This window comes from Blautia sp. AM29-29 (genome assembly GCF_003480555.1).
Taxonomy (GTDB): Bacteria; Bacillota; Clostridia; order Lachnospirales; family Lachnospiraceae; genus Fusicatenibacter; species Fusicatenibacter saccharivorans.
On the sequence record NZ_QUJD01000018.1, the window covers coordinates 19,912 to 45,866 of the forward strand.

Genomic DNA, 25,955 nt, shown 5'->3' on the forward strand with positions numbered 1-25,955 from the left:
GGAAAGGGCCGGAAAGTCCGGGAAAAGCCGTAAAAACAGCGGGAAACCGGGGAACGGCACCAAATGTTTACGAAAAATTCATTGTTATCTTGTGCCAGAAGTGGTAGAATAGTACCATATGTTAATATGGCAATTAATAGAGAAAGCAGGAGCAAACATTCTATGAAATTCACAGAAAAACTTTTTGGTACGCACAGTGAGCGTGAGCTGAAACGAATCTATCCAATTGTAGACAAAATCGAAGCTCTCCGCCCGACCATGCAGGCGCTGACCGATGAAGAGCTGCGTGCCAAGACAAAGGAATATAAAGACCGCTACAACGGAGGCGAATCCCTGGATTCCATTCTCCCGGAAGCATTCGCAACCGTCCGCGAGGCAGCAAAACGTTCCCTCGGTATGGAACACCACCGCGTACAGCTGATCGGTGGTATTATCCTCCATCAGGGCCGTATCGCTGAGATGAAAACCGGTGAAGGAAAAACCCTCGTTTCCACCCTTCCGGCTTACCTGAATGCACTGACCGGACGCGGTGTCCACATTGTTACCGTCAACGATTACCTGGCAAACCGAGATGCTGAGTGGATGGGCAAAGTCCACAGATTCCTCGGTTTGACCGTCGGTGTCGTTCTGAACGATATGAAGAACGATGAGCGCCGCCAGCAGTATGCATGCGACATCACCTACATCACCAACAACGAACTTGGTTTCGATTACCTGCGTGACAACATGGTGATCTACAAGGAGCAGCTCGTACAGAGAGAGCTTGCTTACTGTATCATCGACGAGGTCGACTCCGTCCTGATCGACGAGGCAAGAACACCTCTGATTATTTCCGGACAGAGCAGCAAATCCACCAAGCTGTACGAGACCGCAGATATTCTGGCACACCAGATGCAGCGCGGCGAGGCAAGCGGCGAGATGACCAAGATGACCGCGATCATGGGCGAGGAGATCGAGGAGACCGGAGACTTCATCGTCAACGAGAAGGACAAATTCGTTACCCTGACCGATGACGGTGTGAAGAAAGTCGAGAACTTCTTCCATATCGAGAACCTTTCCGATCCGGAGAACCTGGAGATCCAGCACAACGTGATCCTGGCGCTGCGTGCCAATTATCTGATGCACCGCGACAAGGACTACGTAGTCAAAGACGACGAGGTTCTGATCGTCGATGAGTTCACCGGCCGTATCATGCCGGGCCGCCGTTATTCCGATGGTCTGCATCAGGCAATCGAGGCAAAAGAGCACGTTAAAGTAAGAAGAGAGAGCAAGACTCTGGCAACCATCACGTTCCAGAACTTCTTTAACAAATACGAGAAAAAAGCCGGCATGACCGGTACTGCCCTCACCGAGGAGCAGGAGTTCCGTGACATCTACGGCATGGACGTTATCGAGATCCCGACCAACCGCCCGGTCATCCGTGTGGATATGGACGATGCCGTATACATGACGAAAAAAGAGAAATTCCACGCAGTCGTAGAGGAAGTCAAAGAGGCACATGCCGTGAACCAGCCGGTTCTGGTTGGTACCATCACCATTGAGACTTCCGAGCTGATCAGCAAAATGCTGCGCCGCGAGGGAATTCCGCATCAGGTCTTAAATGCGAAGTTCCATGAGCTCGAGGCAGAAATCGTAGCCCATGCCGGCGAGGCAGGAGCCGTTACCATCGCGACCAACATGGCCGGCCGTGGTACCGATATCAAGCTGGATGATGTGGCAAAAGCTGCCGGCGGCTTAAAGATCATCGGCACCGAGCGTCATGAGTCCCGCCGTATCGACAATCAGCTCCGCGGTCGTTCCGGCCGTCAGGGAGACCCGGGTGAGTCCCGTTTCTACATTTCCCTGGAAGACGATCTGATGAGACTCTTCGGTTCCGAAAAACTGATGGGCATTTTCAAATCCCTCGGCGTACCGGAAAATGAGCAGATCGAGCACAAGATGCTTTCTTCCGCCATCGAAAAAGCGCAGAAGAAGATCGAGGGCAACAACTACGGAATCCGTAAAAACCTGCTCGACTATGACCAGGTCAACAACGAGCAGCGTGAGATCATCTACAAAGAGAGACGCCGCGTTCTGGACGGCGAGAGCATGAGAGACACCATCTTCAAGATGATTGCCGACACCATCGACAATACCGTAGATCTCTGCATCGGCGAGAACACCGAGCAGTCCGAGTGGGATCTGACAGAATTAAATGAGATGCTGCTCTCCATCATGCCGGTGAAGGCAGTGACAAAAGAGCGCGTAGAGAAGATTTCCAAAAACGAGCTGAAACAGCAGTTAAAAGAGGAAGCTGTTAAACTCTACGAGGAGAAAGAAGCAGAATTCCCGGAGGAGGAGCAGATTCGTGAGCTTGAGCGTGTCGTTCTTCTGAAGGTTATCGACCAGAAGTGGATGGATCATATCGATGATATGGATCAGCTCCGCGAGGGTATCGGCCTGCAGGCATACGGCCAGAGAGACCCGAAGGTTGAGTACAAGATGGCAGCTTACGACATGTTTAACGAAATGCTCGAGTCCATCCAGCAGGATACCGTCCGTCTCCTGTTCCATGTACGTGTTGAGCAGAAAGTAGAACGTGAGCAGGTAGCCAAAGTGACCGGAACCAACAAAGACGAGTCCGGCCCGAGAAAACCGGTACAGCGCGCAGAGCGTAAGATCTATCCAAACGATCCATGCCCGTGCGGAAGCGGCAAGAAGTACAAACAGTGCTGCGGAAGAAAACCGGTTTGATAAAAGCAGAACAGCAGTGAGACGGATGAGCACGATCCGTTTGACAAAGCACGCAGCTTCCCTACCAGAAGCTGCGTGTCATACAAAATATAAAACAGAAAGCAGGTGAAGCTTGTGGTAGTTGAATTAGACCAGTTCAAAATGGAACTTGGCACATACGATAAACCATTAGTGGAAGTGAGGGATTCACTTTGACCTCGCTAACAAAGAGCAGAGGATCGAAGAATTAGAGCGTAAAATGGAGGAACCCAATTTCTGGGACAACCCCGAAGAAGCGCAGGAGCAGATGAAACAGCTGAGCAGCATGAAAGAGGACAGAGATACGTATCAGAAACTGGTATCCGCCAAAGAAGATATGGAAACTCTGATCGAGATGGGACAGGAGGAGGATGACGATTCCGTTGTTCCGGAAATCGCGGAAATGATGGAAGAGTTCAAGGCATCCTTCGATGCCATCCGCATCAAAACCCTGCTGTCCGGCGAATTTGACAAGGACAATGCGATCATCAAACTGAACGCAGGTGCAGGCGGAACCGAGGCGTGCGACTGGTGCGGCATGCTGTACCGTATGTACACCAGATGGGCAGAACGCAAAGGCTTTACGATCGAGGAACTCGACTTTCTGGACGGTGATGAGGCCGGTGTGAAGTCCGTGACATTCCAGGTCAACGGCGAAAACGCTTACGGTTATCTGAAATCCGAAAAAGGCGTTCACCGTCTCGTCCGTATTTCTCCGTTCAACGCGGCAGGAAAACGCCAGACATCGTTCGTATCGTGCGATGTTATGCCGGATATCGACAAAGAGATCGATGTTGAGGTTCGTGATGAGGATATCCGTATCGATACGTACCGTTCCAGCGGTGCCGGCGGACAGCACATCAACAAGACGTCATCGGCGATCCGAATCACGCATATGCCGACCGGCATCGTGGTTACGTGCCAGAATGAGCGTTCCCAGTTCCAGAACAAGGACAAGGCAATGCAGATGCTGAAAGCAAAATTGTATATGCTGAAACTCCAGGAGCAGGCAGATAAGCTGAGCGACATCCGCGGCGAAGTAACCGAGATCGGCTGGGGCAACCAGATCCGTTCTTACGTTATGCAGCCATACACCATGGTCAAAGACCACCGTACCAACGCAGAGACCGGAAACGTCGATGCAGTCATGGACGGCGGAATTGATCTGTTTATCAACGCATATCTGAAGTGGATTGCCCTCGGAACCGGAGCGAAAGAGGAAGAAGCATAATTCGGCTGTGGGCAGAGCACAGTGACAAGTAAAATAAGGAGCATTTTCACCAACAGAGGACGGAAATGCTCCTTTCTGTTTTGAAGCCAAAGGCAAACAGGAGGTAAAAGTATGGGTATTATCAGAGCAGCAGTCAATGCAGTACACGGCAGTTTCGCCGATCAGTGGCTGGAGACCGTGGAACCGTATGAGATGGGGGAACATACGGTATTTACAGAGGGAATTCTGGTAAGAAAAGGCCAGAATAAAAAGGGAAGCCAGACGATTTCAAACGGTTCTGTGATCCATGTCTATGACAATCAGTTTATGATGCTGGTGGACGGCGGAAAGATCATTGATTACACCGCAGAGCCGGGCTACTTTACCGTAGACCAGTCATCGTCTCCGTCGATGTTCAGCGGATCGCTTGACGCAGCCGTAAAAGATACGTTTGAGCGCCTGAAATTCGGCGGCCAGACCCCGCATGAGCAGAGAGTTTTCTATATTAATCTGCAGGAAATCAAGGGAATCAAATTCGGAACGAGAAATCCGGTCAACTATTTCGACCAGTTCTACAATGCCGAGCTGTTCCTTCGGGCACACGGTTCCTATTCCATCCGCATCATCGATCCGCTCCGCTTCTACGCAGAGGCTGTGCCGAGAAACGCATCCCGCGTAGAGATCGAGGATATCAACGAGCAGTATATGAACGAATTTTTAGAGGGCCTGCAGTCCTCGATCAATCAGATGGCAGCCGACGGCATCCGCATTTCGTTCGCAGCATCCAAGAGCGCCGAGCTGTCCCGCTACATGGCAGATGCGATGGATGAGAGCTGGCGGGCAATGCGCGGCATGGAGATCCAGTCCGTGGCAATCGCAAGCCTTTCCTACGATGAAGCTTCCCAGAAACTGATCCAGATGCGCAACGAAGGTGCGATGATGTCTGATCCATCGATCCGTGAGGGCTATGTACAGGGAGCGATGGCACGCAGTATGGAGAAAGCAGCAGCCAACCCAAACGGAGCCATGAACGGCTTTATGGGTGTTCAGATGGGCATGAATGCCTTCGGTTCCTCGTTTGCATCGGCGTCCGCTTCGAATCAGCAGCAGATGCAGCAGCAGGCGGCAGCCAAGGCACAGCAGGAAGCTGCAAAAGGCGTATGGAAATGCTCCTGCGGAACGGAGAACACCGGCAATTTCTGCTCAAACTGCGGAAGTGCAAAGCCGATGGTGTGGATCTGCGGCAAGTGTGGAACCGAGAACAGCGGTAAATTCTGTTCGAACTGTGGCAGCCCGAAACCGGAAGCGGCAGGAAAATGGGTCTGCGCATGCGGAACGGAGAATACCGGCAAGTTCTGCTCGAACTGCGGAAAACCAAGACAGTAAAAGAAAACAGATAACCATCCAATACAACAGCGGCTCCGGGGAAGGAGGGATAGAATATGGAGGTTATTACATACAAATGCCCGAACTGCGGAGGCGATCTGACCTTCGATCCGGCAAGCGGAAAGTATAAATGCGAGTACTGCCTGTCCTCGTTTACACAGGAAGAAGCCGAAAAGGCGAACCCGAAAGCAGCGGAAGCGCTGAACGGGGAGGACGATGCTGCCGGTGCACAGGAAGCATCCGATGCACAGAAGGAAAGCAGTACGGAGGAAACAAAAGGGGAAACAGAGCAGGGCGAAGCAGTTGTCTACACCTGCCCGAACTGCGGCGCCGAGATTGTGACCGATGCGACGACGGCAGCGACATACTGTTTCTACTGCCACAACCCGGTGGTGCTTTCCGGCCGGCTTTCGGGAGAATATATGCCGGATTTTGTGCTGCCGTTCAAAATCAGCAAGGAGCAGGCAATCGAGAAATTTTTGTCATTTACCCGGAAGAAACACTTTATTCCGAAGGATTTTTTCGAAAAGAGTCAGGTACAGAAGATGACAGGTGTCTATTTCCCGTACTGGATTTACGGCGGAGACTTTGAGACGGATTACATAGCGCGCGGCCGGAAGGTGAGAGTCTGGCAGACCGGTGATGTGGAGTACACAGAGACCAGCATCTACGATGTCCGCCGGGAGGGAGAGGTCCGTGTGGACGGTCTGTCGCGTAACGCTCTGAACAAGGCCGACCGCGATCTGATCGAATGCGTGCAGCCCTATCGTCTGGAGGAGATGCAGCCGTTTTCTATGGGCTATCTTTCCGGATTTCAGGCGGAAAAACGTGATATCGAACAGGCGCAGATCGCACCGGAACTGAAAAAAGAACTGGAGACGATGGCGCGCGGCGCAATGCGGAACGAGGCGAACGAGTATCTCTCCCTCGAGCAGGAGAAAATGAAGCTTTCTCCAAAGCGGGAGGACTGGCGTTACGTACTGTTTCCGGTCTGGACACTGACGTATCCGGGAAAAGACGGAAAGGTTTATTACTACGCGATGAACGGCCAGACTGGAACGATCAACGGCGATTTTCCCTATGAGCGGAAGAGAGCCCTTCTGACGTCGGCTGTGAGTGCTCTTCTGGTTCTGATTGTGATGCTGATAGGAGGGTATTTCGCATGAGAAGAATGAAAAAAGCAGGACAATATCTGCTCGGGATTTTTGCGGCCCTTCTGCTGTGCGGGATTTTTTCTGTGAATACCGTAAAAGCCGAATCCCAGCATATCTACGACAATGCATCGCTTCTTTCCGATGCGGAGGAGCAGGACCTCGAGAGATCCTGCGCGGAGTTCGAGAACAATACGGAAATTCATATGGTCATCCTGACCGAGCGCAGCAGCGGTTCCGAGGACTGTCAGGCGATTGCAGATGATTTTTATGACAAAAAGTATCCGAAAGAGCCAAACGGTGTCTGCTTCCTTATCGACATGGGACAGCGCCAGATCGTGATTTCGACGTCCGGTATTATGCAGTATTATATGTCCGATGCGGAAATTGATGATATCCTGCAGGCGGCGCAGGGCTACGCGAAAGACGGCGACTATGCGGGAACCTTTGCAAAAATGATTACGATGACGCAGGAATGCTTCGACCGAGGCGTTTCCGATGCGGACTATCTGATTACAGAAGACGGTTCCATTATTCATTACCGCAAAATCAACAGCACGGAAGCTCTTATTTCTGTTATCGCAGCGGCTGCGACAGGAATTCTTGTTTATTTTGGAATCTGGAAGAGCTACAGACGAAAGAAAAACCGTGGTGCAAAGAGCTATGCGGATCTGAAACGCGTAAACATCAGAGACCGCAGGGATGTGCTGATCGACCGTCATGTATCGATGCACAAAATCCAGAAGGATGATGGAAACCACGGCGGAGGCGTTTCTGGCGGCGGAGGTGGCGGCGGAAGCACCGTTCACACTTCGTCGAGCGGAAACAGTCACGGCGGCGGAAGCATTGGCTTCTGAAAACCGATTCGAAAAAATTCCTTGCGTATTGTGTCGGAATATGGTACGATCTTTCCTGTGAAAACAAATGTATTTCCTGGAAAGAGTATAAAGGTAGAGGATTGCCATGAGAGAAGAGAAAACAAAGTACTATGTAATCAAAGAAAAAGCGGTTCCCGAGGTTCTTTTGAAGGTCATCGAGGCCAAACGGCTGATGGATATGCAGGAGCTTACCGTGCAGCAGGCAACGGAAAAAGCGGGAATCAGCAGAAGCTCTTTCTATAAATACAAAGATGATATTCTTCCTTTTCATGACAACGCAAAAGGAAAAACGATTACATTTATTCTGCAGATGGACGATGAGCCGGGACTGCTTTCCGATGTGCTGAAGATTATTGCCGGGTTTCACGGAAACATTCTGACCATTCATCAGACCATCCCGTTAAACGGCGTGGCATCGCTGACGATCAGCGTGGATATCGCGGAAGACCGGGGAGACGCCTCGGAGATGATTAACGAGATTGAGTCCAGACAGGGAGTTCATTATTTTAAAATATTAGGACAGGAGTCCTGAAAAAGAAAAAGCAAGAGAGGGACAAAAGAGATGATTCAGATTGCAGTATTAGGATATGGCACGGTTGGTTCCGGTGTGGTAGAAGTGATCAACACGAACCATGACAGCATCAACAAGAGAGCAGAGAACGAAATTAATATCAAATACGTTCTGGATTTAAGAGATTTCCCGGGAGATCCAGTGGAAAAAGTGCTGGTACATGATTACGAAGTGATCGCAAACGATCCGGAGGTTGATATTGTTGTCGAGGTTATGGGCGGCGTTGAGCCGGCTTACACCTTCACAAAACGTGCGCTGGAGGCTGGAAAGAGCGTCTGCACATCCAACAAAGAGCTGGTGGCAAGACACGGTACCGAGCTTCTTGCAATTGCAAAAGAGCACGGCGCAAATTATCTGTTTGAGGCAAGCTGCGGCGGCGGTATCCCGATCATCCGTCCGTTAAACTCCTCCCTGACTGCAGATGAGATCGATGAAGTAACGGGTATCTTAAACGGTACGACAAACTACATCTTAAGCAAAATGGCAAGCGACGGTTCCGATTTTGCCGATGTGTTAAAAGAGGCACAGCGCCTTGGCTACGCAGAGCGCAACCCGGAAGCAGACGTAGAAGGCTACGATGCCTGCCGTAAAATTGCGATTCTTTCTTCTCTTGCCTATGGAAAAGAAGTCAATTACGAAGAGGTTTACACCGAGGGAATCACAAAGATCACCGCAGAGGACATCAAATATGCGACTTCGATGGGAACCGCGATCAAGCTGCTTGCAACAAGCCGCAAGGTGGGTGATCAGTATTACGCCATGGTAAGTCCGGTGATGATCGACGCGAAAAACCCGCTGTACAGCGTAAACGGTGTCTTCAATGCCATCTTCATCCACGGAAATGTACTGGGTGATGCGATGTTCTACGGAAGTGGAGCAGGAAAGCTCCCGACCGCAAGTGCCGTTGTAGCCGATGTCGTAGACTGTGCAAAGAACAAAGGCAGAAACGTCATGATGAGCTGGAGTGAGGAAAAACTGGACCTGCTGCAGATCGATGATGTACAGAGCCGCTTCTTCGTCCGCGTATCCGGCCACGCCGCAGAGCGCCAGGCAGAGATCGAGGAGCTGTTCGGAAAAGTGGAAATCGTAGCAGTTCCAAGCCTATCCGAGGAGTTCGCATTTATTACCGGCGAAATCACAGAGCAGGAGTACAGAGAAAAAGCAGAGAAACTCGACGGAATCCAGAGCAGAATCCGCGCGAGAATTTAAGATCTCGAAATAGACATAACTAAAAAGACGTTTCACAGCCGTAAAGCAAGGGGTGTGAAACGTCTTTTTAGTTATCTTAAAATTTATTTTTAAAGATCTGTGCCGGATCCAAAGGAATCCGTATCATATCCCACCGGTTCCGATGCCGGATACAGGACATCTTTCCGTTCCTGATAGAACGCAGCCATCGTGATCTGCATATAGGGCATTACCCACAAAAAGCCGATGGCACAGGAACAGGATGCGAGAATCTCAAGCCCTAAGAAACTTAAGAGAAGCAGAATGTAGCGGAAAAAGTTCTTCTTCATCATCGCAAAGCTCTGGCGAATTGCCTGGATCGGGCCGATGCCGGGAGCGTCGTTCATCACGAAGGTGGAAAGGGAAAACGGAACCAGCACCAGCGTGGAAACGAGAGAGCCGATCAGCTTATAAACGTAAACATTCATGAGCGAAGAAAGCTCGGCCTCGATGGAAAGTGCTGTTCCAAGCGTCAGTTCCGCACTCGGGGAGGAAAGATACTGGAAGCCTGGAATGCTGGAAATCAGGGCGATCACGGAGCTGATGCCGTTGATGATAAGGAACATCAGCACGTACTGGTCCGGGTGGTGATAGAAAGCGTAGAGCATATCACCGACGGAAATCGGTTCCCCGCGCAGCGTTGAGAGGCAGATCTTTAAGTAGCCTGCCTGGAAGAGGCTGAGGAGCAGGGAAAACAGGAACAGCGTCAGATTCAGGAAAATGATATCGTACAGCGTTGTGCCTGAAAAAATCAGCGTCGGGATGAGGGAGCAGGAGAAGGTGAGAAACAGGTTGATCGCGGTTGCGCCCACCAGCGTGCCGCATCGGCCTGCCATGGCCTCACGGGCCTGCTTTTTCAGTTCTGAAAATTTCTGTTTTTGTCCGTTCATGAAAAATCCTTTCTGGTACCTAGATGGTATTTCCGTCGGTGGTTGTTCCGTTATCCGGTGTCATCTGGTATTCCTGCATGTACTGATTGTAATACCGCTCGAGCAGGTTGGTGCTGCCGCCGCTGACCATGTTGAAAAGCAGGAAAGCATACATGATGCAGATACCGACAATTATGCCGATGGTACAGCCCGCAAGACCGGCTTTTGCCGTGCCGCTCATGCGTCCTGCGCCGCGGCTTAAAAGGGCGAAGATCACGCCGAGCGAGCCGAAAAACAGGGAACCCATGTTGAGCATGAACAAAAAGGAGCAGATCGCCATGACCATCGAAGCGGCCGCAAGGGCCTGCGAACCCGTCCTGCGCGGCGGCTGTACGGGAGGCTGCTGCTGGTAATGCTGATACGGTCCGGGACGCTGGCCCTCAGGCACGCCGTACGGATGGGAGGACTGATAGGAATCTCCGGACTCATTGGTGTTTGGATCGTAATTTTCTGGTGTCATAAAATGTCCTTTCTTCTGCAAAAAAGCGCGGTTTCACACGCAGTCTGTCAAAAAAGCTATAGTAAAGATTTTATCATGTAAGGTTGACAAAAACAAGACCTATTGATAAGGTAATAGAGTGGCTGTTCCGCCAAGGGTCCCGCTTTTTATGCGGGAAAAACAGAGAAGGAACAGCGTGTTTTGGAAGAGACAACAGGAGGAATTTACCTATGGATATGAATCAGGTATTGGCAGCTGAGCTGAACGTCAAACCGTGGCAGGTAGAAGCTGCAGTGAAACTGATTGACGAGGGAAACACGATCCCTTTTATTTCACGATATCGAAAAGAAGCAACAGGTTCCTTAAACGATGAGATACTGCGAAATCTGTACGATCGTCTGATGTACCTGCGCAGTTTAAATGACCGCAAGGCCGTTGTCCTTGCGAGCATCGAGGAGCAGGGCAAGCTGACCGCAGAACTGAAAAAATCCATCGAAGAGGCCGCAACTCTCGTGGTCGTAGAGGATTTATACCGCCCGTACCGTCCGAAACGCCGGACGCGTGCGACGATCGCAAAAGAAAAAGGACTGGAGCCGCTGGCGAATATCATTCTTCTGCAGATGACAAAAGAGCCGCTCGAAAAAGAGGCAGAGGCTTTTGTTTCAGAAGAAAAGGAAGTCAAAACGGCAAAAGACGCCATTGCTGGTGCCTGCGACATCATCGCCGAGAGCATTTCCGATGAGGCCGATTACCGTATGGAGATCCGCCGCAGAACCGAGGCGAAGGGCCTGATCGTCTCGACAGCAAAGGATGAGAAAGCAGAGTCCGTTTACGAGAATTACTATGAGTTTTCCGAGCCGGTATCGAAAATTGCCGGACACCGTGTGCTGGCACTGAACCGCGGTGAGAAAGAAAAATTCCTGAACGTCAAAATTGAAGCGCCGACGGAAGAAATCCTGCGTTATCTCGAGAAAAAAATCATCACCAAAGAGAATCCGCAGACAAAGCCGGTTCTGCAGGCGACCATCGAGGATGCCTACAACCGTCTGATCGCTCCGGCCATCGAGCGTGAGGTCAGAAATCAGCTCACCGAAAAGGCAGAGGATGGTGCGATCAAGGTCTTTGGAAAGAACCTTGAGCAGCTTCTGATGCAGCCGCCGATCGCAGGCCAGGTTGTCCTTGGATGGGACCCGGCGTTCCGTACGGGATGCAAGCTGGCCGTTGTCGATGCGACCGGAAAAGTGCTCGATACCACCGTGGTTTACCCGACCGCGCCGACGAACGAGAAGAAGATTGCAGCAGCAAAAGCGACCGTAAAAGATCTGATCCACAAATACGGCGTCACCCTGATTTCTGTCGGAAACGGAACTGCAAGCCGTGAGTCCGAGCAGATCATCGTCGAGATCTTAAAAGAGATCCCGGAGAAGGTTGCGTATGTGATCACAAACGAGGCAGGAGCGTCCGTTTACTCCGCAAGCAAGCTGGCAACCGAGGAATTTCCAAACTTTGATGTCGGACAGCGAAGCGCCGCTTCCATCGCACGCCGTGTGCAGGATCCGCTGGCAGAGCTTGTCAAAATCGATCCGAAATCCATCGGTGTCGGCCAGTATCAGCACGATATGAACCAGAAGAAGCTCGGCGAGGCGCTCGGCGGTGTCGTTGAGGACTGCGTGAATAAAGTCGGTGTCGATCTGAACACGGCATCCGCGTCGCTGCTGGAATACATTTCCGGTGTCAGCAAGGTGATAGCAAAAAACATCGTGGCATACCGCGAGGAGAACGGCCGTTTCGAGAGCAGAAAAGAGCTCCTGAAAGTGGCAAAACTCGGACCGAAGGCGTTTGAGCAGTGCGCGGGCTTTATGCGCATCACCGGCGGCAAAAATCCGCTGGACGGCACAAGCGTTCATCCGGAGAGCTACGAGGCAGTCGAGAAGCTGTTTGCAAAGTTAAATATGAAGACAGAGCAGATCAGCGATGGACCGACGGCGTTCTTCATCAAAGATTACAAAAAGATGGCAGAGGAGATCGGTGTCGGCGAGATTACGCTGCGCGATATCATCAAAGAGCTGCAGAAGCCTGGCCGTGACCCGCGTGACGAGATGCCGCGCCCGATCCTGCGCACCGACGTGCTCGATATGAAGGACCTGAAGGTCGGCATGATCTTAAAGGGAACCGTGCGCAACGTCATTGACTTCGGTGCATTCGTCGATATCGGCGTGCATCAGGACGGACTCGTCCACATTTCCCAGATGACGAAACGCTTCATCAAGCATCCGCTGGAGGCTGTGAGCGTCGGCGATATCGTGGAAGTGAAGGTCATCAGCCTTGATCTGGCGAAGAAGCGGATCGGGCTGTCGATGCTGCTGGATAAATAAAGTGTGATACGTGGGCTGCCCGAAAGAAAACAGGGGCAGCCCGCGGTGTATCAAAGGGGGATTACCATGAATGAGGAAGAAGTGCTGGTCGGACGGATTCAGGATCTGGCAGAGCAGTGTTATCACAGGGATGTTCCGTCACACACGGAGTTTCTGACGCTGGCGGAGCAGGATCTGTTCTACCGTACGGTAAATAAAATCCCGGGCGTGCGTTACGTGCTGTCCGGCGGATACGAGGCGGCAGAGCGGAAAGCGGCGCTGTTTCTGCCATCCTATGCAGAGGACGGTGATGCGTCGATGCTTCCGATAGCAGTCGTGCGCATCAGCCCGCTGAATGAAAAATTTGCGGATGCGCTGTCACACCGTGATTTCTTAGGATCACTGATGAATCTCGGCGTGGAGCGGTATAAGCTGGGAGACATTCTGATCGATGGAAACCAGGCGTATCTGATCTGTATGGCGGATATGGCGGACTACATCTGTGCGGAGCTGAAAAAAGTGCGCCATACGAGCGTGTACTGTGAAGTCGAGGCGGGACTGCCGGAGGAGCTGACGGAGCCGAAAACCGAGCGGAAAGAAGGCTCCGTCGCTTCCGTGCGGCTCGATGCGGTGCTGTCGCTGGCGTTCAGCAGTTCGCGGAGCAAAATGGTGCCGCTGATCGAGGGCGGCCAGGTGTTTATTAATGGAAAACTGGTGACGTCGCCGAGCGCGTCATTAAAAGAGGACGATCTCGTGACCGTGCGCCATATGGGAAAATTCCGCTATGTTGGCGTGCAGAATCAGACGAAAAAGGGAAGGCTGTACGTGGCTGTTGAACGATTTGTCTCATAATAGATATTTTGAGGAATTTTACCGGAAAAGACCATTGACAGTGTTTGTAAAAAGACGGTATTATAGAGGGTATGTAGAAGGTCCGCAGTTATGAGAATTTTCATGAAATTTTTCATACAGAAGCGGACTGCGAAGATTACGTATCAGGAAGGCAGGAAGAAAAATGGGAAAAATTATACTGACCGGTGACCGACCGACCGGCAAGCTGCATGTAGGACATTACGTTGGTTCACTGCGCCGCCGCGTAGAGCTGCAGAACTCCGGTGAATTCGATAAAATTTACATCATGATTGCAGACGCACAGGCGCTGACCGACAATGCGGACAACCCGGAGAAGGTGCGCCAGAACATTCTGGAGGTAGCACTGGATTACCTTTCCTGCGGACTTGATCCGGAAAAGAGCACCATCTTTATTCAGTCTCAGATTCCGGAACTGTGCGAGCTTTCTTTCTATTATATGAATCTCGTTACGGTTTCCAGACTGCAGAGAAACCCAACCGTAAAATCGGAGATCCAGATGAGAAACTTTGAGGCGAGCATCCCGGTTGGATTCTTCACCTACCCGATCAGCCAGGCAGCCGATATCACTGCATTCAAGGCAACGACCGTTCCGGTTGGAGAAGATCAGATGCCGATGATCGAGCAGACACAGGAGATCGTCCACAAATTCAATACAGTTTATGGCGAAGCACTTGTGCAGCCGAAGATTATGCTGCCGGAGAATGATTCCTGCAGACGTCTGCCGGGTATCGATGGAAAAGCGAAGATGAGTAAATCGCTCGGAAACTGCATTTACCTGTCCGAGGAGCCGGATGAGATCAAGAAAAAAGTCATGAGCATGTACACCGACCCGGATCACATCAAGATCACCGATCCGGGCAAGATCGAGGGAAATACCGTATTTACCTATCTCGATGCATTCTGCCAGCCGGAGCACTTCGAGCGCTATCTGCCGGATTACGCAAATCTCGACGAGCTGAAAGCACATTACCAGAGAGGCGGCCTTGGCGATGTCAAAGTGAAGAAGTTCCTGAACAATGTACTGCAGGAGACCTTAGAGCCGATCCGCAATCGCAGAAAAGAGCTGGAAAAAGACATTCCGGCGATCTATGAGATGCTGAAAAAAGGCAGCGAAGAGGCAGAAAAAGTTGCCGCTCAGACACTGGCGGATGTCAAAGCAGCCATGAAAATCAACTATTTTGATGATCTGGACCTGATCCGTTCCCAGGCAGAGCGTTACGGCAAATAATTACCAATAGAAGATGAATGGAAAAAGCGGACATTATGGTTCCGCTTTTTCTGTTGCAGGGCGGACGAAAGTTCGAAGTCCTGCGGTCGGAGAGGATAGCATATGGTCATACATGGATTTCAAAAGCTGACGCTGCTGGATTACCCGGGCAAGGTGGCGTGCACACTGTTTTCGGGCGGATGTAATTTCCGCTGCCCGTTCTGCCAGAACGGAAATCTCGTGCAGCATCCCGAATGGGAGCCGGTGATTCCGGAGGAGGAGATTTTTGCAGTGCTTGAAAAGCGGCGCGGCGTGCTGGACGGCGTCTGCGTGACGGGCGGTGAGCCGACGCTGGATCCGGATCTGGAGCGGTTCGTGACGAAAATTAAGGAACTGGGATATCTTGTGAAGCTCGATACGAATGGATACCGGCCGGAGATTTTGAAAAAGCTGGTGGAAGAGAAGAAAATCGACTACGTCGCCATGGACATCAAAAACGCGCCGTCCCGGTACGGCGAGACGGCGGGCGTGAAAAAGATCGATGTGATGCGGATCAATGAGTCGGTCGAGTTTTTAAAGAGCGGCATGGTGGACTATGAGTTCCGGACAACGCTCTGCAAAGAGCTGCATGGAAGGGAAGAGATCGAAGCGATCGGAAAGTGGCTTTCCGGGGCAAAACGGTACTTCCTGCAGAATTATCGGGAATCGGATTATGTGATTGATCCGAGGTTCTCGGGGTATGCGAGGGAACAGCTCGAACAGTTCTGCGAGATCCTGCGCGGAAAGATTGAGACGGTGGAGATCCGCGGCGTGGATTAAAAAACGCTTTAAAGCGTGCGGTACCAGTAGCCGAAGCGGGCATCGGGCGCGAGCTCGGAGGGGCGCATCGCCTGCTTGAAGTGGAAAAAGCCGAAGAGGCTTGCCATGAACTGCTCATTCGGCGTGTAGACGCCGGGGACGCCGAAATACCAGAGTTCCTGCTGGTCGCGGTTCCGGGCGAGGAGCAGATGGCGATAGGACGAGGAGCCATGGAGGACGAAGCGGTTCGCATCCACCGAAAGACCGGCGGCGCGGAGCTGTGGAAGATCGTCGAGTGAGAGGCGCAGGCAGTCGGTCAGATCATCATCTGGGAACGGATGGAACTCCGGGAACTGGTCCTGAAGCTGGAGATAGAGAGCAGCCCGGGACGGCGGCACGGCTGCTGCGGCGGGAAAATCGGCGGAAGTCATATGTAGCGGCTGGGCGGCAGAATCCGGGATGGGCTGCGGCGGTTCCGGGTTGGCAGAGGGATAGCTTTCTGCGGTTTTCACAGATTCCGCGGATGCGGGATGGAGTGTGTTGGCGGATGATTGCGTGATCCTGTCTGCAGGAACGGTGTTTACCGTGTCAGTTGATGTGGATTCTGTGGAGACGGTGGATTCCGGGCTGGAATTTTGTGGATAAGGTTCGGAATTGCTGCTGAATTCTGTGGAAAGTTCATCGAACTGTGCTTTGGAAGCGTCTGATGATGGCAGGGACTGCGCAGGTACGGCGGGATCCAGAGGTTCGGGTGTTTCGGCAGTTTTCTCTTCGGTCGGTCTGGTACCATTGTCTTCGGAGGTTTTGGGCTCCTGCGGGAGCGTGGGAGCGAAAAACTCCGGCTGAATCGGAAGATCGTCCCACTGGGTGGCGATGACGCCGGTCTGGCGGCAGAGCAGGATCAGACCGCCAAGCTCGTCGAGCGTGACATCCGTCTGCCCAATGGCATCGGAGTGCGTGAAGAGTTTTCCGCTCGTAGAAGAGCGCCCCGCAAGGAGATTTCCGAGCGGAATGCCGTACATCCGCCCTGACCGGCGGATAAATCCGTAGACCGTGACCGAGGTCTCCGGCGGAAGAGACGGCGGTTTGATCTGGAAGTCCATGCGGCAGAAGCCGTTCTGCGACTCCACGCGGACAAAGCCGCAGCATCCGCCCTTGCGGTTGTTCGGGTATTCGTATAGATAGGCAATGAAACGCCGGTAATCAGACATAAAAACCTCCTGCATAGAAGTAAAAAGAGTAGAAAAAGATACTGCGCTACAGTTCACGATATGCGGGAAGGACAGAAAATATACGCAGAGAAGAAAGGAAGTGCACAATGGAAGAAGAAACAAAGCTGGAAACGCCGGAGGAAAAAACGCACCGGAAAGAACGGGAACGCTTCATGCGCCAGGCGATTACGCAGGCGAAGAAAGCGGAAAAGCTGATGGAAGTGCCGATCGGCTGTGTGATTGTGTACGAGGGAAAGGTGATTGCGCGGGGGTATAACCGCAGAAATACGGATAAAAACACGCTGTCCCACGCGGAACTGAATGCGATCCGGAAAGCCAGCAAAAAGCTCGGCGACTGGCGGCTGGAGGGCTGTACGTTGTATGTCACCCTGGAACCGTGCCAGATGTGCGCCGGTGCGATCGTACAGGCGAGAGTCAGCGAAGTCGTCATCGGCAGCATGAACCCGAAGGCGGGCTGCGCGGGATCGATCTTAAATATGCTGGAAATGCACGAGTTTAACCATCAGGTGAAGGTCGAGCGCGGCGTGCTGAAAGAAGAGTGCTCGGAGATGCTGAGTGCGTTTTTCAGGAGACTGCGGGTGGTGAAAAAGAAGAAAAAAGAAGAGAGGAAGAGGGCGGAAGAAGGGAAAGAATAAAAGGAGAGGCAGCATCGGGATGGGATGCTGCCTGAGGAAGATTATTTGTTTGAGTAAGTTGCACTTTCGAATATTTCCGTAAAAAATACAATCCCCGTATTTCTATCGGAAACCATCGAAAAAATCATTGACGAATCCCGAAAAAAGCACTATAATATATGATGTATTTGACAAAATACGGAGAAGTACCCAAGAGGCTGAAGGGTCTGGCTTCGAACACCAGTAGGTCGGAAACGGCGCAAGGGTTCAAATCCCTTCTTCTCCGCTATGCAAAAAAGAGACAGCAAAAAGATTGAAAAATCGAAAAAGCTGTCTCTTTTTCTGTGAGAAATTATGAAATAGATGCAAAACAAAAGAAACAAAGACAGAAAAAACATCGCCAGTTCACGAAAAGGGACCGATGCACAACAAAGCAAAATAAAAAGGAGAGACAATACATGGCGCAGTTACCACAGGAATTTCTGACCCGCATGCAGGACATGCTGGGCGATGAATTTGATGCATTTTTAACTTCCTACGACGCACCCCGCACAGCCGGGCTGCGTGTGAATACAAAAAAATGCCGGACCGAAGATTTCCCGCCGCTTGTTCCGGGAACGTGGAAGAAAATTCCGTGGATTCCAAACGGCTATTTCGTGCCGGACGGCATGCGCATGGGCCAGTCTCCGCTGTATGCGGCAGGCGTCTTCTATCTGCAGGAGCCAAGCGCCATGACCCCGGCGTCCCGCCTCCCGATCGAACCGGGTGAGCGTGTGCTCGATCTCTGCGCCGCACCGGGCGGCAAGGCAACCGAGCTGAATGCGCGCCTGAAAGGAACCGGCCTTCTCGTCGCCAATGACATCAGCAACGCCCGCGCCAAAGCACTGCTGCGCAATCTGGAGCTGTTCGGAAGCGAAAACGTGCTTGTCACCAATGAGACACCGGCAGGCCTTGCAGACGTATTCCCGGGCTTCTTCGATAAAATCCTCGTGGATACACCGTGCTCCGGCGAGGGCATGTTCCGGAAAGACGAGGCAGTCATCGGCACCTGGACCCCGGAGCGGCCGGATTTCTTTGCGGATCTGCAGCGCGAGATCACCTCGAATGCTGTCAAAATGCTGCGTCCGGGCGGCCTCATGATGTATTCGACGTGTACCTTCGCCCCGCAGGAGGACGAGGGAACCGTTTCTTTCCTTCTGGAAAACTTCCCGGAAATGGAACTGATCGAGATGGAAGGCTACGAAGGTTTTTCAAAAGGCAATCCAGTCTGGGGAAACGGCGATCCGGAGATCGAAAAGACCGTGCGCATCTGGCCGCATAAAATGAACGGCGAGGGCCATTACCTTGCCCTGTTCCGCAAAAAAGGCGAAGCCATTCCTTATGAGACAGAAGAAAAACCGATCGAAAAGAAAAACAAAAAACAGAAAAACCGGAAAAAAGACCGCGGAACGGAAGCACCGGGTCCGTCGAAAGCAGAAAAACAGATCCTTTCCGATTTCCTGTCCCGGATGACAGCACCGATCCCGGTTGAGGAACTGGAAGTCCGCGCCGGAAAAGTATACCATTCCCCGTCCCTGCCGGATGGCGTGCGGAATCTTCATTTCCTGCGGAACGGTCTGTATCTCGGTGAACTGAAAAAAGACCGTTTCGAGCCGTCACAGCCGTTTGCCGTGACACTCTCCGCGGACAAGTTCAAAGATTACATGAATTTAAAGGCAGATGACGAGCGTACCGAAAAATATCTCCACGGTGAGACAATTTCCGTAGAGCCGGGAGAGACCGTATCGCCGTCGGGCTGGAAGCTGGTCTGCGTCGATGGATTCGGCCTTGGATGGGGCAAATTGGTCAATGGAACCTTGAAAAATAAGTACCCTGTTGGATGGAGAAAGTAGAAAAATCATGCCAGTTTTTGCAGGAAAAACGTCGAAATATTACAAAGTTATTAACAGAAATTAAAAAAGACTTTCATTTCAGACATACTTGTGTTATAATGGCAAAGTACGGCGGGAAAAAAGACCCATTTTCCGCAGTAACTTGGAGTGACAATCAGCAACAGAACGTAATAAGTATGAGGTGTACGACATGAAAAAAAAGAAATTATTCAGCCTGGTTTTGGCCACAGTGCTTACGGCAGCAACTGTTCTGCCATGCTATGGTGCCAGTACAAAGGAGAAAATTTCAAATGCTCAGGCAGAACAGGCTGCCGCACAGTCTCAGCTTGACAGCATACAGAGCAGGATTGACGAACTCAATTCCAAAAAGGGACAATCAGAAGAATATCTTTCCGAACTGAACCAGCAGCTGGACGATCTGCAGAACCGTCTGCAGGAGCTTCAGGATCAGTATGATGCGAAGCAGAACGAACTGGTACAGATTCAGGCAGATCTGGAAGATGCAAAAGCAAAAGAAGAAGAGCAGTACGAGGCGATGAAGCTCCGTATCCAGTATATGTATGAAAATTCTTCCGGAAACGGATACATGGCAATGCTCTTTTCTTCCAAAAGCATTTCAGAGCTGATCAGCCGGGCAGAATACATACAGAAAATTTCCGATTTCGACCGCGATCTTATGCAGGAGTATGAAGACACGGTAGACCAGGTAAAAGAAAAAGAAACACAGGTGCAGGAAGAGCAGGCAGCGATCGTAGAACTGCAGCAGCAGAGCAGCGATCAGCAGGAAGCCATCCAGGAGCTGTACGCAGCAGCTTATCAGGAACTCCGTACCTACTCCGCAGAGCTGGACGATGCAAAATCCAGCGAGAGTGCACTGGTAGATGAAATCAACAGCAAAGCAGATGCAATCAACGACCTGATCCGTCAGGCGAAAGAAGAGGAGATTGCAGCGCAGAAGAAAGCAGAAGAGGAAGCAGCCGCAGCAGCCGCCGCACAGCAGGCTGCCGCAGAAGCTGAGGCCGCCAGAAAACAGGCAGCCGAGGCAGAGGCCGCAAGAGTCGCAGCCGCAGAAGCAGCAAATGCCGCAGCGAAAGCAGATACCGATACAAGCAGCAGCTCCGGAAGCAGTTCTTCGGACAGCAGCGCATCCTCCACGACAACGGAGAGTCCATCCGCGTCAGATACTTCCAGCAGCTCCTCCAGCGGAACATACCTTGGAAGATTTAAACTGACAGGCTATTGCTCCTGTTCCATCTGTACCGGACAGTGGTCCGGCGGATCCACCGCGAGCGGAACCACACCGACCGCAGGAAGAACGATCGCCATGGGCGGTGTACCATTCGGAACGAAACTGATGATCAACGGCCAGGTTTACACGGTAGAAGACCGCGGAACCGCTTACGGCCACGTAGACATCTTCTGCAGCAGCCATTCCGAGGCGCTGAGCTTCGGCGTGCAGTATGCAGATGTATATCAGCTGAGCTGAGAAACAAAGATAAGAGATATGCCGGAACAGAACTTCCGGCATATCTCTTTTTTTGACTTTCTCAGAAACTGTCATTCTAAAAGAACACCAAAAAGGCTGCAAACCCGTGTGAAATGTACCTTTTGAAGCAATAATAAAAAAAATTAAAAAAATTTCAAAAAAGGTGTTGACATTCCTATAGACATCATATATAATAGCTATTGTTGACGGACGAGAGTTCAGAAAACAAATAAAATCGAAGCGTGGCTCAGTTTGGTAGAGCGCTGCGTTCGGGACGCAGAGGTCGTGGGTTCGAATCCCGTCGCTTCGACTGGAATGAAAATGCCGAAAGCCTTGACAATCAAGAGCTTCGGCATTTTTTCGTATGTCAGAAAGAGAACAGGAAACAGTACACGAGGAGGAAATTTTTGTGAAAGCATTATTTTTTGATATTGATGGAACGTTACTGAGTGAGATTACAAAAGAAATTCCGCAGAGCGCGCTCGATGCATTGAAAAAGACAGCGGAAAAAGGAAATCTTACGTTTATTAATACCGGCCGCACCTGGTCGGAGCTGCCCGAGGAGCTGAAAAAGCTTCCGTTTTCCGGATTTCTGTGCGGCTGCGGGACCTATCTGCGCCGGGACGGCGAAATCCTGATGCATCAGACGATTCCGAAAAAGCGCTGTGAGGAAATCCCGGTTATTTTAAAGGAGTGCAGGATCGGCATGATTCTGGAGGGAACGGATAATGTTTATTTTTCGTCGGAGGTATCCCGTTTTCGGGAGGTCGAGCAGACCCGTGCCTATTTCGCTGCTGTCGGAATCGGACTCGCGGAGACAGCGGAGACAAAAGGAATCATTTACGATAAATTTTGTATCGTAACTGATGCACAGTCTGATATAGAACGTATGTACCGTGAATTTGAGCAGGAGTTTGATATCATGGATCGCCGCGGCGGTGTATACGAAATCGTTCCGCACGGCTGCAGCAAAGGAACAGCTGTGGACTATGCGCTGAAACAGTTTCAGCTGGAGAAAGAAGATGCATACGTATTTGGCGACAGCAGCAACGACCTTACCATGTTCCGGTGCGGCGCACACACCATTGCGCTTGGAAAACATGATGAGATTCTGGATCCGTACACAGAGTACGTAACCGATACCGTCGAGCGGGACGGCGTGGCAAAGGCGATGGAGCATTACGGATTGATCTGACAGAAAAAAAGAAAGCGAAGGGGCGCATTTGAAAAGAAATTTTCAGGTGCGCCCCTTTGGTTGCAATTTTCTGAAAAAGGAAACAAGAAAAGCAGCGTCTGAAAAGGTATGTGCATTGCAAAGTAAAAAATTTCATGGTAATATAAAAATGAGTTTTTATGTATATTTGTAATGATACCAGGAGGTGAGCGTTCAGAAGTTCCATGGAAACAGAAAAAAATCAGATAAATAAAAAAAGCCTCAGATACCGTTTTACAGCAGGAACGATCGGAGTAAGTGTCTGGCAGCAGGAATGAATGCTCACTTGGCAAAGCCTATAAAAATTGAAAACATAAAGAGAATTTTGTGTGAATATTGTGTGTAGTGGCTGCAACTTCTCAAATCCGTATACCTGTTTTTCACGTTTTGTAGGATATTATAACGTAAATGTAAAACTGGCAGGGACAGGTTCTCTGTATACAGATAAAAGCAGGATAATGAAGTATAAAACAGAGAGAGGATTTTTATAAAATGGAAAAGTATGAAGACAAAATATATTCTTTAGGTGAGGCTGTAACGGGACAGACACAGGCTATGTCACAGGCCGTACAGAAAACACTGGAAAATAATGGCGGGGTAGGTATAATGACAGGATCTTATGACCAAAACCTGTCTATTTTGTCTGTGAATAATCTGCTGTTGCATAGTACAGGATATACATTCGATACTTTCATGGAACAGACAAAAGGCTCATTGAGAAACTTCTTTTATGACGAGGAAGATAGACTGGAGCGAGACCGTTTTTTGCAGCTTCACGGAACAGGGGAAGCACAGATCCTTACAGCAGACGGTACAGTGAAAAATGTACGGCTTTGTAAAGAGGATGCGACAGATGAGGCGGGCAGACAGATCTGGGTTATGTCCGTACAAGTCAACTGGGATCATGTAAATTTGACACTGCTCAATGAGGCTATCTGTTCCGGCTTCTGGTATTTTGACTGTGACGAAAACAGTGAGATTGTGAATGCAAACTGGAGTCATGAATTCCGAAAAATGCTTGGCTATCATGACACTCTGGACTTTCCGAATAAACTGGAATCCTGGTCAGATCTTCTGCATCCACAGGATAAAGAAAGAGTAATGGTGCAGCTTCAGGCGGCAATTAAGGATAAGACGAACCAGATAAAATACCAGGTAGAGTATCGTATGAGAATGAAGGATAATCAATACCAGTGGTTTCGGGCATCGGCAGAAGTAATACGCCGTCTGGATGGTTCTGCCAGCAGGATTGCCGGGATTTTTATTAATATTGATGCGGAAAAAAAGAGGCCATGCAGGCACAAAAATCTGCTGCTTTCCACCGGGCTTTTACGAAAGCAGACCTGTGTGAGTATTATGTAAATCTGGAAGCGAATACTTTTGATACCTTTAAGGTTGAACCGTCCCTGATGACAGTCTTTGAACAGAGTCATACATGGGATGAACTGATCCGTCATTTTGTGGATTCCTATGTTGTGGAGACAGATAAGAAGGCGGTATCCTCTTTTTACGACCGTGGTTATATTGCAGAAAGGCTGAAGGGTCTGGAAACCGAATTGGCTTTAGAGTGCCGTATCACTCTGAATGGAGAAGAACGATGGGTCCGCAATGTGGTCATACGTGGCGAAATAGAGGATTCAGAATATGCCATGATCTTTCTGCGTGATATCACAGAGACAAAGGTAGAGAGCGCACGGCATCTGCAGATGGCGGCGGATAATGCTTCCATGGAGCAGATAATTCAGAGTATTGTGCGTCTGGTTGACCGCTTTGTTGTCTGTGATCTGGAAAATGACAGATATGAATTCTATAACCTGAATGGACAGATGATATATAAACCTCTGGGATTCTATCATGATTTTCAGATGCAGGTTCTTGAAAAATATAAGACACTGGAACCATTGGAAACTATGGACATCCTGATCGCACCGGAAAATATCCGGAAGAATCTGAAAAGTGAAAATGATATTTATAAGTTTGAGTATTGCAGCCTGGATGAAAAGACTTATAAAATCGCTTCTTATATTCCTTTGGAATGGAAGAATGGAAAGCTGGAAAAGGTATTGCTGGCATCCATGGATGTGACACAGGAGAAGAAAGCAGAGATTGAATCCCGTCAGGCACTGAAAGAGGCTTACCGGTCTGCAGAAAATGCAAACCGTGCGAAAACAGAATTCCTTTCCAATATGTCCCACGATATCCGGACACCGATGAATGCCATTGTCGGCCTGACAGCAATTGCAGGAGCAAATATTGAGAGCCAGGACAGAGTCATTGAATGTCTCAGCAAAATTACAAAATCAAGCCGTCATCTGCTGGGGCTGATTAATGAAGTGCTGGATATGGCACGTATTGAAAGTGGAAAAATGACGCTGGCACAGGAGGATTTCAATCTGCCAGATCTGGTGGATAATCTTATAACACTCACAAAACCGGTGATTGATGAACATAAACACAATTTAGATATACACATTAATCACATTGAACATGAGAGTGTCTGTGGTGACAGCCTGAGAATCCAGCAGGTATTTGTGAATCTGATGAGTAATGCGGTCAAGTATACACCGGATGGTGGGAATATTACTTTTTCCATAGAGGAAAAGCCAAATGGATTTTCGGAACTTGGATGCTATGAATTTACGATTGAGGATAATGGGATCGGTATGTCACCGGAATTCCAGAAAATCATGTTTGATCCTTTCAGCCGCGCAGATGACCATCGGACAACCAGAGTCCAGGGAACAGGTCTGGGAATGGCAATCAGCAGAAATATTGTGAACCTGATGAATGGTAATATTAAAGTGGAAAGCACCTTACATAAGGGAACTAAAATTACAGTAACAATTTATCTGGAACTTCAGGAAAAAGAAAAAGAACAGGACAGAAATCTGATGAATCTACCTGTTCTGGTTGTGGATGATGATAAGACATGTTGTGAAAGTACAGTTGCCACATTGAAGGAGATTGGGATTACAGGCGAATGGGTTCTCTCCGGCAGAGAAGCCGTTGAGCGCTGTTATGCACATCATGAGCTAAAAAATGATTACTTTGCTGTTATTTTAGATTGGAAAATGCCGGATATGGACGGAATTGAAACAGCCAGACAGATCCGGAAACGGATAGGGAAAGAGATTACCATTATTGTACTGACATCTTATGAATTCAGCGAGATCGAAGAAGAAGCAAAGGCTGCAGGCGTAGATGCTTTTATTGCAAAACCGCTGTTCCGTTCCCGTTTGGCGGCTACATTGCGGCAGTTTACTTCTGGCAGAAAAGAAAAAACAGCAAGAAATTATCTGGATGAGCTGTCTGAAGCAGATTACACAGGAAAAAGAATTCTGCTGGTCGAGGATAATGAGTTAAACAGAGAAATTGCTGTTGAAATTCTGCAGATGACAGGGGCGGAAGTGGAAACGGCAGAAAATGGAAAAATTGCAGTTGAAAAAGTAGAAGCTTCACCGAAAGGCTTGTATGACCTTATTTTTATGGATATCCAAATGCCTGTCATGAATGGTTATGAGGCAACCGCAGCAATCAGGAGCCTTCCGGGTGAACAGGGAAAACTACCGATTGTTGCCATGACAGCAAATGCTTTTGCAGAAGATGTACAGCTGGCAAAAAATACAGGCATGAATGGACATATCGCGAAACCGCTGGATATGAATAAGCTGAATGATGTTCTGGAAAACTGGCTGTAATTGTTTCCCAATTATTGAATTAATGATTTTATCAGGAAAGAATGAG

General features: G+C 50.0%; 18 protein-coding genes, 2 tRNA genes and 1 pseudogene. 18 read left to right on the forward strand and 3 right to left on the reverse strand.

The window, feature by feature from the left end; all coding sequences use genetic code 11:
- The first annotated feature begins 162 nt into the window (after nt 1-162).
- From secA to DW769_RS12895, 7 genes are all read left to right on the forward strand, one after another.
- Complete coding sequence (gene secA / locus DW769_RS12865) at nt 163-2,733, forward strand: preprotein translocase subunit SecA (protein ID WP_055218413.1); 2,571 nt, start codon at nt 163-165, stop codon at nt 2,731-2,733.
- Between the two features lie 141 nt (nt 2,734-2,874).
- Nucleotides 2,875-3,982 (forward strand): peptide chain release factor 2 gene (gene prfB, locus DW769_RS12870; RefSeq protein ID WP_117509617.1). Its coding sequence is split into 2 segments (ribosomal slippage): nt 2,875-2,925 and nt 2,927-3,982, totalling 1,107 coding nucleotides; the frame shifts between segments, so codons are not numbered across the junction.
- A 111-nt stretch (nt 3,983-4,093) separates the two neighbouring features.
- Nucleotides 4,094-5,347, forward strand: coding sequence for an SPFH domain-containing protein (locus DW769_RS12875; protein WP_022461321.1), 1,254 nt, complete (start codon nt 4,094-4,096; stop codon nt 5,345-5,347).
- Between the two features lie 56 nt (nt 5,348-5,403).
- The gene (locus tag DW769_RS12880; RefSeq protein ID WP_118750461.1) at nt 5,404-6,513 is read left to right on the forward strand and encodes a TFIIB-type zinc ribbon-containing protein; all 1,110 of its coding nucleotides are present in this window, start codon (nt 5,404-5,406) and stop codon (nt 6,511-6,513) included.
- Nucleotides 6,510-7,355, forward strand: a complete 846-nt coding sequence (locus DW769_RS12885; protein ID WP_118750462.1) for a TPM domain-containing protein — start codon at nt 6,510-6,512, stop codon at nt 7,353-7,355. Before DW769_RS12880 ends, DW769_RS12885 begins: the two co-directional genes overlap by 4 nt.
- 106 nt (nt 7,356-7,461) lie before the next feature.
- Nucleotides 7,462-7,908 carry an ACT domain-containing protein gene (locus DW769_RS12890; protein WP_118666415.1) on the forward strand — a complete coding sequence of 149 codons (447 nt, stop codon included), beginning with the start codon at nt 7,462-7,464 and terminating at the stop codon, nt 7,906-7,908.
- A 30-nt stretch (nt 7,909-7,938) separates the two neighbouring features.
- On the forward strand, nt 7,939-9,156 hold the full coding sequence (locus DW769_RS12895) for a homoserine dehydrogenase (protein WP_118750463.1): 1,218 nt from the start codon (nt 7,939-7,941) through the stop codon (nt 9,154-9,156).
- Between the two features lie 89 nt (nt 9,157-9,245).
- Here the strand turns inward: DW769_RS12895 and DW769_RS12900 are convergent, their stop codons facing one another.
- Nucleotides 9,246-10,064 (reverse strand): DUF975 family protein, encoded by an 819-nt coding sequence (locus tag DW769_RS12900; protein ID WP_055265104.1) that lies wholly within the window; start codon nt 10,062-10,064, stop codon nt 9,246-9,248.
- Between the two features lie 19 nt (nt 10,065-10,083).
- Entirely contained in the window at nt 10,084-10,563 is a 480-nt protein-coding gene (locus tag DW769_RS12905; protein WP_117801393.1) for a hypothetical protein, read from the reverse strand.
- A 209-nt stretch (nt 10,564-10,772) separates the two neighbouring features.
- Here DW769_RS12905 and DW769_RS12910 point away from each other — a divergent pair, with 209 nt between their 5' ends.
- The 4 genes from DW769_RS12910 to DW769_RS12925 all read left to right on the forward strand — a co-directional run bounded on the left by DW769_RS12910 (nt 10,773) and on the right by DW769_RS12925 (nt 15,795).
- Nucleotides 10,773-12,917 carry a Tex family protein gene (locus DW769_RS12910; protein ID WP_118750464.1) on the forward strand — a complete coding sequence of 715 codons (2,145 nt, stop codon included), beginning with the start codon at nt 10,773-10,775 and terminating at the stop codon, nt 12,915-12,917.
- Between the two features lie 66 nt (nt 12,918-12,983).
- Nucleotides 12,984-13,748: a YlmH family RNA-binding protein gene (locus tag DW769_RS12915; RefSeq protein ID WP_022461313.1), complete on the forward strand. Its 765-nt coding sequence runs from the start codon at nt 12,984-12,986 to the stop codon at nt 13,746-13,748.
- A 163-nt stretch (nt 13,749-13,911) separates the two neighbouring features.
- A complete protein-coding gene (gene trpS, locus DW769_RS12920) occupies nt 13,912-14,997 on the forward strand; it encodes a tryptophan--tRNA ligase (RefSeq protein ID WP_022461312.1) in 1,086 nt (361 codons plus the stop codon).
- A gap of 102 nt (nt 14,998-15,099) precedes the next feature.
- Nucleotides 15,100-15,795, forward strand: a complete 696-nt coding sequence (locus DW769_RS12925; RefSeq protein WP_022461311.1) for an anaerobic ribonucleoside-triphosphate reductase activating protein — start codon at nt 15,100-15,102, stop codon at nt 15,793-15,795.
- A gap of 8 nt (nt 15,796-15,803) precedes the next feature.
- Here the strand turns inward: DW769_RS12925 and DW769_RS12930 are convergent, their stop codons facing one another.
- The gene (locus DW769_RS12930) at nt 15,804-16,985 is read right to left on the reverse strand and encodes a DUF6128 domain-containing protein (RefSeq protein ID WP_118750465.1); all 1,182 of its coding nucleotides are present in this window, start codon (nt 16,983-16,985) and stop codon (nt 15,804-15,806) included.
- A 107-nt stretch (nt 16,986-17,092) separates the two neighbouring features.
- On the opposite strand from DW769_RS12930, the gene tadA reads away from it, so the two are divergent.
- The 7 genes and pseudogenes from tadA to DW769_RS12970 all read left to right on the forward strand — a co-directional run bounded on the left by tadA (nt 17,093) and on the right by DW769_RS12970 (nt 25,909).
- Nucleotides 17,093-17,641, forward strand: coding sequence for a tRNA adenosine(34) deaminase TadA (gene tadA / locus DW769_RS12935; protein ID WP_022461309.1), 549 nt, complete (start codon nt 17,093-17,095; stop codon nt 17,639-17,641).
- Nucleotides 17,642-17,820: 179 nt separating this feature from the next.
- Nucleotides 17,821-17,906: transfer RNA gene (locus DW769_RS12940), tRNA-Ser, on the forward strand.
- Between the two features lie 172 nt (nt 17,907-18,078).
- Entirely contained in the window at nt 18,079-19,512 is a 1,434-nt protein-coding gene (locus DW769_RS12945; protein WP_118750466.1) for an RsmF rRNA methyltransferase first C-terminal domain-containing protein, read from the forward strand.
- A gap of 190 nt (nt 19,513-19,702) precedes the next feature.
- Nucleotides 19,703-20,998, forward strand: a complete 1,296-nt coding sequence (locus tag DW769_RS12950) for a PcsB-like coiled-coil domain-containing protein (protein ID WP_118750467.1) — start codon at nt 19,703-19,705, stop codon at nt 20,996-20,998.
- A 236-nt stretch (nt 20,999-21,234) separates the two neighbouring features.
- Nucleotides 21,235-21,308, forward strand: a tRNA-Pro gene (locus DW769_RS12955).
- A gap of 99 nt (nt 21,309-21,407) precedes the next feature.
- Complete coding sequence (locus DW769_RS12960) at nt 21,408-22,193, forward strand: Cof-type HAD-IIB family hydrolase (RefSeq protein ID WP_242857168.1); 786 nt, start codon at nt 21,408-21,410, stop codon at nt 22,191-22,193.
- A 510-nt stretch (nt 22,194-22,703) separates the two neighbouring features.
- Nucleotides 22,704-25,909 (forward strand): annotated as a pseudogene (locus DW769_RS12970) (response regulator).
- Nucleotides 25,910-25,955: the final 46 nt, after the last annotated feature.